6 protein-coding genes are annotated in these 7,509 nt (G+C 68.2%); 2 read left to right on the top strand and 4 right to left on the bottom strand.

Features of this window, described 5'->3' with window-relative positions; all coding sequences use genetic code 11:
• Positions 1–402: 402 nt before the first annotated feature.
• The 4 genes from Q331_RS23255 to Q331_RS0117145 form a co-directional block, all read right to left on the bottom strand.
• Positions 403–3,426, bottom strand: coding sequence for a DUF4760 domain-containing protein (locus Q331_RS23255; protein ID WP_051631310.1), 3,024 nt, complete (start codon positions 3,424–3,426; stop codon positions 403–405).
• Between the two features lie 866 nt (positions 3,427–4,292).
• Positions 4,293–4,817, bottom strand: a complete 525-nt coding sequence (msrB, locus tag Q331_RS0117155) for a peptide-methionine (R)-S-oxide reductase MsrB (RefSeq protein WP_026381682.1) — start codon at positions 4,815–4,817, stop codon at positions 4,293–4,295.
• Between the two features lie 111 nt (positions 4,818–4,928).
• On the bottom strand, positions 4,929–5,309 hold the full coding sequence (locus tag Q331_RS0117150) for a rhodanese-like domain-containing protein (RefSeq protein WP_026381681.1): 381 nt from the start codon (positions 5,307–5,309) through the stop codon (positions 4,929–4,931).
• Entirely contained in the window at positions 5,306–6,223 is a 918-nt protein-coding gene (locus Q331_RS0117145) for a 1-acyl-sn-glycerol-3-phosphate acyltransferase (RefSeq protein ID WP_026381680.1), read from the bottom strand. Before Q331_RS0117145 ends, Q331_RS0117150 begins: the two co-directional genes overlap by 4 nt.
• A gap of 114 nt (positions 6,224–6,337) precedes the next feature.
• Between Q331_RS0117145 and Q331_RS24215 the strand changes: the two genes are divergently transcribed.
• The gene (locus Q331_RS24215; RefSeq protein ID WP_084175127.1) at positions 6,338–6,922 is read left to right on the top strand and encodes an AprI/Inh family metalloprotease inhibitor; all 585 of its coding nucleotides are present in this window, start codon (positions 6,338–6,340) and stop codon (positions 6,920–6,922) included.
• 191 nt (positions 6,923–7,113) lie between these two features.
• Positions 7,114–7,473, top strand: a complete 360-nt coding sequence (locus Q331_RS23250) for a hypothetical protein (protein WP_156953396.1) — start codon at positions 7,114–7,116, stop codon at positions 7,471–7,473.
• Positions 7,474–7,509: the final 36 nt, after the last annotated feature.

Below are 7,509 nucleotides of genomic sequence, written 5' to 3'. Positions count from 1 at the left end.
CGACACCCCGGGCCGGCCCTCCCTGGCGAAGCAGGGCGCGATCTCCGCATCGAGCCACGCCCAGTCGATCCGCTCGCCCAGCCGGACGAGCTCGTGTCGCATGTTGATGATCTGGTCGAGCCGGGCGCGGAACAGGTCATCGGTGAGCTCGCGATTGGGCGCTCTCGGTCGCATCGTCACCTCTCGTGATCCTCTCAATCGAATCACGGAAAGGCGCCGCCGGGAATCCCCAAACCGCATGCGAAATCGCAAGGTTCCGCAGGCTCAAGCCACCGAATCCTGCAAAACCGAAACCTTGCGAGAGACCGAAATCCGTCGACTATCAGCCGCTTATGCGTTCTTCACAGTCAACTCTGACAGGCGACAGGCGGTGCGCCGGATAGCGGCGCACCCTCCTTGCGTTCAGTGCCTGGCCGGCTGGCGATAGAGCCAGCTTGCGCGGGGCGGAGCGACGTGCGCGGCCGTCTCGCTCGGCTTTTCCTCGCCATTGGCTTCTGGCTGCGGTGCGGCGGCCTGCGGGAAAAGCCAGCTATTGCCATTGGCATAGGCCGAGCCGTTTGCCCCGGCATGGCCGTTGGCCCGCGCGCCGTTCATGCCGGCGCCATTCATGGTGGCCCCGTTTGTTCCGGTGCCGTTCATGGGCGCGGCATGATGCGAGGAGCCGTTCATGGGGCCGTTCATGCCTGCCCCGTTCGCCCGTGCGCTTCCGTTGGCGGGGGCCGTGGGCCGCATGAAGATGCCGCCGGCCGGCTGCTGCCGCTTGATCTCGCCATTCGCCTGCGGGGTGTCGGGCTTAGGCTGTGGCGATCCGCTGCTCGTCGCCCCGTTGGTGACGCCGTTGGGGCGGAAGAGCCAGCTGGAGCGCGTTTCCGGCGGCCGTCCCACGGCCTCGGGAGCGGCGGCCTTCTCCGCGCTCGGCTTTGCCGACTGCGGCGCCGCTGCCTTAGCGGGTGCCGGCTTGGTCGGCTCGGGCTTGGCGGGTGCAGGCTTGGCCGGGGCGGCGCGGAAGAGCCAACCGGATTGCGCAGCCGCGGGCTTTTGTGGCGCCGAGGTGGGCTGCGGCGCTGCGACCTTGGCCGGCGCGGGCCTGGCCGGAGTGGGCTTGGCCGGAGCGGGCTTGGCCGGTTCGGGTTTGGCGGGAGCTGCGCGGAAGAGCCAGCCGAGTTGCGGCGCGGCGGGCTTCTGCGGCGTCGGGGCGGTCGCTGCCGGGGCAGCTGATCTTGCCGGTTGCGGGGCCGGTTGCGGGGCCGGTTGCGGGGCAGCGGCTTTCGCCGCGGTTCGCGCGGGTTTGGCCGTCGCGGTGGCAGCAGCCGCGGAGCGGAAAAGCCAGCCGGACCGCTGGGGAGGCTGGGCCGCAGGCTTGGTGGGCTCGGCGGCGGCGCTTTGCGGTGCCGGTGCGAGCTTGCTCGGCGCCGGCGTGGCCCGGAACAGCCAGCCGGATTGCGGCGCGGCCGCCTTTTGCGGGACAGCAGCCTGCGGCATTGCTGCCTTGGCCGGTGCCGCCGCCGGGGCTGCCTTGGCCGGCGCGGCGCGATAAAGCCAACTCGCGGGCCGTGCTGCGGGCTTTGCCGCTTCGGCCGGCTTGGCGGCGGGCGCCTGCGGCGCAGGCGTGCTGGCCGCGGGCTTGGGGGCGGAACGGTAGAGCCAGCTCTGGCGAGGCTGCGCGGGCGTGGCGGCCGGCTCGGCAGCCTGGGAAGGCTCCGCCGGGGCGCTGGCAGTCGGGAAGAGCCAGCTGCGCGCCGGAGCGGCCTGCGGCTTGGCGGCAGGCTGGGCCGGCGCGGCTGATCCCGCCGTGGCGCCAGAGCTGCGGCCACCGAAGACCCAGCTCGATGCGGCGGTGACAGGTTTCGTCTCGGTCGCGGGCTTGGCGGCTGTCGGTGCCCGGTAGAGCCAGCTTGAGGAAGAGGGCGCCTTGGCGGGCGTGGCCTGGCGGGCCGGGGCCGCAGCGGGAGCCGGTGCCTGGCGAGCAGGCGCCGGGCGAGCAGACGCCGGGCGAGCAGGTGCCGGGCGAGCCGGCGTCTGCCGGGCGACGGGAGCCGGCGCGGCGGCAGGCTTCTCCGCCTCGCCGTTGCGGGCGAAAAGGCTCTTCACGAAAGCGGCGGCGCGGGCCGCGGTTTCCGTCGGCTCGGGGCCATTGGCGATCTCGGCCTCGGGGCGCGGTGCGGCGACGCTCGAGCCCGTCTGCTCGGTGGCGGTGTTGCCGTTGCCGGCGAACTTGCCGTTGGCAAACACCCAGCCGAGGAAAGCGGCGGGGCCGGAGGACGGGTTGGCGCTCACCTGACGTGGCTTTTCGTTGGCGGCCGCGGCGGCGTTGCCGCCGCGATCCGCCGGCTGGCGATACAGCCAGGCCGATGGCGCGGCAGGGGCTTTCGGCGCGGCGGGTTGGGGCGCGGTGGCCATCGGCTTGGCCGCCGAATTGGCCGGGCGCTGCGCGGGCGTGCGGTAAAGCCAGCTAGAGGTGGGCTGGGCCTGTTCCGCCGGCTTGGCGGTGTTCTTCGGTGCCGCGGCCTTGGTGGCTGCGCCGTTGGGCTGCGCCGGTGCGCGGTAGAGCCAGCTGGTTTGGGGCGCCGGGGCTGGGGCCTTCGTCGCGGCGTTGCCGGCGGCGGCCGGCGCGGCGTTGCCAGAGGCGTTGTTTGCCGGGAACAGCCAACTGGAGCCGGTGTTCCGGCCGCTATCGCCGGAGGCCGCCGCCGTTCTTCCGGCAGAGGCGTTCTGGTTGGGCTGGGGCCGACTGGCGCCGTTCGTGGCGGCCGGCCTCGGGAAGAGGTAGCCATGGGAGGCCGCCGGCGTCCCGGAATGGGCGGTATTGTGTTCAGGCATGCGAGTTCCCCCACTTAGGAGCGCCGCGTTCAGGAGCGGCGGACGGTTTTCAGCTGAGGCGAACAGCGGCTCGCCGGTGCGCCGTGGATTGGCGCGCGGGCCGGGCCGCTGCGAAAGACGATCGGAGCGGAACCATTCCTGCCGGGCCGGAAGAGCCTCGCCACTCTGCCAGCGCCGGTCGAGCTCAAGGAGCGCCGAATAGTTCCTCTCCTGCCGGAAGCGCGACGAGCAGACCTTGCGATAGAGCTCGGTGACCCTATGCACGTCGTCGCGCAGATGCTCGGCGAGGATCTCATCGACATAGACGTCTTGGCGGATGCCAATCGCCATCGTGTCGAAGAATTTCAGCAAAGCGGAAATGTCGCGATAAAGGACCCCATCGCCCCGACGGCCGGCGCTGGAGATGTAATTGCCGACGGCGTCGGAGGCCTTCTCCAAAATCGGATCGCAGTCAAAGCGCTCGCACAGGGCCAGGCTCGCCCGCCGCTTCTCCTCCAGCCGGCCGGCGCGCATCTGCTCGCGCAGGAGCGCAAGTTGATAGAGACCGCCAACAGCAACAACGGTGAAGAGGATCACCGAGATCAGCGACGCTGCCGCACCGATCATTGCTACGGTCATTGAAATCATCCTTCCTGAAGGCGCCAATAAGCGGTTTGACTGTCCGTGAGTGACACCCCCCCTTCTGGGTTGTCAAGAATCCTGGGGACAGCTCTCCTACTCTCTTGACTCTCCGTCGGCATGTTTAACCGTAAGGTAATCACCGTTAAAAAACCCTTAACGAAAAGTAATCTCCTCAAAATTACTTCCGGAGCATTTTAGCCATCAGAGTCGCCTAGCCTCCCGTAGTAGACAAACCAAAGAGGGCGGAAATGAGCCGGCTCGTGCGGCAAATCGTTCGAGGGCCAAAGGGGCGCGGAGATGCCGGCGACTATGCTGTCTCTTGAGGGGCCGAGAAATTTTCCCAAGCCGCGGGCCGGCCTCGCGCAAAGCCGCCGTCGCAGCGTCTTCCCAGGCCCAAAAACCGCCGTCTAAGTGATTCGAAATGCGCCTGAGGCGCGGCGCAATCTGGGGCCGTGGCGGCATCGCAGCGGCCTGTGGAAAGGTGCGGAAAAGCCATTGAGAGGGCGATGAAAATCGAACCGAAGGCCCAGCCGCGGAAAGACCCGACGAGCGAAGGGCAAACGGCGAGGCGCCCTATGGCTGACGGCCCGGGCGCGAGGCCCACGCCGATCCGTCGAAGGAGGGCTGCTGTGCGGCCGCGCCAGGCCAGCGCTGTCGGACGAGCCGCCATGTCCTCCTGCTCGCTTGAGGCGGATAGGAGAGCGAGACTTGGCTGCAGGCCGAAGAAGAACGCGGCGGGGGCGAGGCGCTCCGGTGCTGTGCTTCCGGCTTTCGCGGCACAGCCGGCGAAGCGGCGAGCAAGCCCGCCATGAACGAAGAGTCAGTCGTCCGCCTGAAAACGGCAGGCTGGTCTAGCCGAGCACTGCTTCGCCGCCGTCGGAGGGCCTGAAGACGAGCGCCACACCGTTGATGCAATGGCGCTTGCCGGTGGGCGGCGGGCCGTCGTCGAAGATGTGGCCGAGATGGCCGCCGCAATCGGCGCAATGCACCTCCGTGCGGGGATAGACGAGCTTATAGTCGACCGAGGTAGCGACGGCGCCGTCATCGACCGGCTGATAGAAGCTCGGCCATCCGGTGCCGGATTCGTACTTCGTGTCGGAGGAATAAAGGGCGTTGTCGCAGCCGGCGCAGTGGAAGGTGCCGGCGCGCTTCTCCTCGTTGAGCGGCGAGGTATAGGCGCGTTCCGTGCCCGCCTCGCGCAGCACCGCATATTGCTGCGACGTCAGCTTCGCCTTCCATTCCTCCGGCGTCATCGTCACCGGAAAATCGCCATCGGCAGCGTCCGCCCGGCCGAAAATGCTGACAAGACCGGCCGAGCCGGCAAGCACAGCCACGGCGCTGGCGCCGCCGAAAAGCATTTGGCGTCGTGAAAGCATGGTGTTCCTCCACCTGGAGATTCTTCCGCAAGGTGGGGCTGGGCGAAAGGCAGGAAAAGCCCTCTCACCCTCTCGTGACGGATGGTGAAAGGGCGGCGGCGCGCGCGCCGCTCAGCGGCCGACGCGCTTCGGCTGGCCGGTGGAGAAATCCGTGGTGATCAGGGGCAGTTCTGCCTGTTTCCAGGCGGCGAGCCCGCCGGCAAGATGCGCCACGCGGTCAAAGCCAGCCTCTACCGCCTTGCGGCTTGCCGCTTCCGAACGCTTGCCCGTGCCGCAATGGAAAACCACCCGCTTGCCGGTCTGGGAGGGCAGGCTGATCACATCGAGCTCCGACAGGGGGGCAAGCAGGGCGCCGGGAATGCGCTCGAAGGCGAACTCGGCCGGCGTGCGCACGTCGATCAGGACGATCTCGTGCGCGTCGAGGGCGGCGCGTACCTCATGAGGCGTCATCATGTCGAAGGGAACGCCGTTGATGCTCTCTTGGGTGCTCATTTCGTCTCGGCTCCTGCCGTGAAAGGTCTGTCGGTGTCCACTGCGAGATCGTGCACGCAGTAGCTCTGGAGCTGCGCGGTCAGATGCGCCGCATCGCCCTCCAGAGCCTCGTGCGAGATAAGTGGCCCGAAATCGATCTTGAAGGTCTTGCCGCGCTTGTTGAGCAGCTCGTGAAAGACCGTCATGTCGCGCAACTCGGTCAGACCCTGGTTGCCGAAGAGATAGAAAAGCCAGGAATTGCGCGCCGTCACGCGGCAGGGCAGGACAGGCACCTTGTGCTTCTGGGCAAGGGAGACGGCCGAAAATTGCCAGGGCCGCTCGTTCAGACGGCCGTCGCGCCAATAGGCGATGCGTCCCGCCGGGAAGAGAACAACGGCGCGCTTTTCCTTGAAGGCGTGCGAGGAAAGGCGCAGCGTTTCGCGGGTCTTCGTCAGGCTGCGATGCTCCTCGCGCCATTCCACCGGGATGAGATGCTCCACCAGGCGCTCGTTGACCCGCACGGCGTCGCGGTTGGTGAAAATGGAGATATCCTCGCGCACCGGGCGCAGGGCGTTGTAGACGGCAACGCCGTCGGCGATGCCGGTCGGGTGATTGGCGGCGATGATGAAGCCGCCCTCGCGGGGGATACGCTCCGCTCCGCTCACCTCAAGGTTCAGCGACAGAAGCTCGCTGATGTAGGACATGGCCGCCGTGCCCGGCAGCGGCGCCAGGGCCTCGGCCATTTCCACGGCCTCGGCATAGTGCAGGATGCGGTAGAGGAAGGGCCGGTAAAGCGGCCAAAACGGATTGGCGACCAGCTTGATGCCACGCTCGGCAATCAGCTGATCGACGATATGGCCGCGGCGTTGGCGAACGGCCGATCGCAACGCGCGCTGGCGCGCCTTCTGCATCCAGCTGAGATCCGTCACCGCCATGCGCCGCCCTTCGTGACAATTCGCGTAGGACGTGCCAGAAGTCGGGTCAAGTCGAACCTCCATTCCGGGACAAATGGCCCGGAATGTGTTGCATCCTCACCAATGGATCCCGCCATGTCGAGCGCCACGCCCCCCATCTCCGCGCGTTCCCTTTTGCCCCTCGTTATCCTGGCGGGGGCACTCTCGGCCTGCCAGTCGGCCTATTTCGGCAACGCGCCGCAGCCCGCCGCGCCGCCGCAGCCGCTGCCGGCCGCGCCGGTCGGCAGCGTCGCGCAATCAGAGCTGCCGCCGCCGGGTGGCCAGCCCGGCGTTGCGCAAAACCCGACCGGCATGCCCGGCGATCCGGCCGTGGCCAGCCAAGGCGCGCCCGGCGCCGACGGCACTCAGGTCGCCTCCGCGCCGCCCACCGGCGGGGAGCCGATCGGCCGGACCGACCTCCTCGGCGGCTGGACCGTGGCCTCCGGCGCCGATCGCTGCCAGCTCTTCATGTCTCTCACCTCCTGGTCGGGCGGCTATCGCGCCTCAACACGCGGCTGCAGCTCGCCGGCTCTGCAGAATGTCTCCGCCTGGAACATCTCCGGCAACCAGGTGAGCCTCCTCGACCAATCCGGCGCCACCGTGGCGAGGCTCTATCCGAGCTCCAAGACGCAGTTCAACGGCCAGACCGAGACCGGCTCGGCCATTTCCGTCATGCGCTAGCGGCAAGACCCCTTCGTCCCCGGCGGCCCACCCCCTCGCCTGTTGCACAAAGGCGGCAGGTGCGGCTTTCCTTTGCCGGCGGAGCATGCCGCGCTTTCAGCGGCTTGGCGATTCAGCTTAACTTCGGTGACGGCTTGATGACGGCGGCCGCCATGGCCGCCACGGGCATGCGGCAGCGCATGGAGGGGAATATGAGTCAGCCGACTGACGGGCGGATTTCGCAAATCCTCGGGAGATGCCTTCGCGGGCTCGGCATCGCCCTTGTAGCCGCCAGCCTCGCCACGCCTGCCCAAGCCGCCAGCGCGGTGATCTCCGTACCGCAATGCGCCGATCACGAGAAGATGGTCGATATCCTCGCGAAAGAGTATCGCGAGCTGCCGAAGGCGCTCGGCATCGTGCGCGGCGAACGCGTCATGCAGCTCTTCGTTTCCGCCGCCGGCACCTGGACCATCGTCGTCACCAAGACCTCGGGCGCCAGCTGCATCGTCGCCTCCGGGCAGGATTGGGAAGAGGTGCCGGCCGAGGCGCAAAGCCTGGAGCCGCGCGCCTGAGCAAGAGCGATTGCGCCATCTTCGGCCCGCCGCAGT

It is taken from the genome of Afifella pfennigii DSM 17143, assembly GCF_000688515.1.
In the GTDB taxonomy this organism is placed as follows: Bacteria; Pseudomonadota; Alphaproteobacteria; order Rhizobiales; family Afifellaceae; genus Afifella; species Afifella pfennigii.
The sequence above is the reverse complement of the archived record's forward strand: the minus strand, read 5'-3'. Positions and strand labels throughout refer to the sequence as shown.